This window comes from Oleiphilus sp. HI0079 (genome assembly GCF_001635105.1).
This window is the reverse complement of sequence record NZ_LWFT01000990.1, coordinates 1-1,346: the sequence shown is the minus strand read 5'-3', so window position 1 is coordinate 1,346 and position 1,346 is coordinate 1. Positions and strand designations below refer to the sequence as shown.

1 protein-coding gene is annotated in these 1,346 nt (G+C 47.6%); it reads left to right on the top strand.

Annotated features, from left to right (window positions below):
* The coding region (locus A3750_RS18040) for an Ig-like domain-containing protein (protein ID WP_197475133.1) at positions 1–1,346 on the top strand (1,346 nt) is incomplete at both ends.

Sequence of the window (1,346 nt, the reverse complement as noted above, 5' to 3'; positions counted from 1 at the left end):
ATGGCACTACAACTGGTGATGCAGTCGTAACAGTCCAAGTGACAGGGCGGAATGGAGACGCGATCTCTGGTCAAAACGATTTCTACAACGGTGTATCTCAGAACGACACGCTTTCGGTTGGTAGTGGCGACATATTTCTCAATGACTGGAGTTTTGATAACACATTTAACGTTCACGCGGGTTATGTTGGGCAATCTATTTCTGGCTCTCGAGGTGGTGAGTTTACGATTGAACAAGATGGTAGTTTTACTTTCGACACAGACGGTGATTTTGCCTACCTAGCAGAAGGCCAAACGACGACGACGTCCATCGCTTATAGAATAGAGAACGATCTTGGTGAAACGCCTTACTATCCATCGTGGGATTGGGCTGAATACCTAACAGTTGAAATCACCGGAGTAAATGATGCAGCGACAGCGGTCGATGACTTCTATGAGACTGCGGCTGGCGAGGTTAGCTTATTGGCGGCAATAGAATCTTACGATACAGGTTTGGTCATTAATAACACCGTTTTGCTGAACGACCATGATGTTGACCGTGATCCGCTAATTGTTACAGCGATCAATGGCCAGGCTCTGGTTAATGGTACGTTGAGCGTGGCTGGTGACAACGGGGGACTGTTTACTTTAACCGAGAACGGCACATTAACGTTCGACGGAACAGGTGGCGCGGTTGGTGCTTTAAACGAAGGCGAAACGATTACCACCGCGGTCACTTACACTGTTTCAGATGAAAAAGGGAGCACCGATGAGGCGACGATTTCTGTAGACGTAGTTGGTGTAAACGACGCGCCAACCGCTGTTGACGATAATTTAGGTGTTGTTTATCGCGGCGGTTCCATAACCCTGGACGTGGCAGATCTGATTGGTAATGACTTTGATCCAGATAATGGTTCTACCATTGAGCTGAACTCACTTATCGCTGGTACTAAGGGTTTGCTGACGCAGCGCACTAGTCAATTGATCTGGAGCACAAATAATGACTTTGCTTATTTAAACGATGGTCAGACGGAAGATGTCACCTTTGGCTATACCATCAAGGACGAGCTTGGTTTGGTCAGCAATCAAGGTACGGTAACGATCACCGTTGACGGAACTAATGTCGACCCTGTCGCGGTCGATGATTTGGTATACAAAATCAACGGCGGAGACAACAAAACCCTTGCAGAGGTTTCGCCTGTTCTAGGGCAGGATCTCGATCTAACAGTTTTGGGAAATGACCGCGACGGTAATAATGACGATCTAATCGTCACCGAGTTAAATGGTCAAGCCCTTGTCGCTGGAGAGCTCACTATCGCGGGTGACAGCGGTGGTACCTTTACTGTCTTAGAAGATGGAACCATGTCT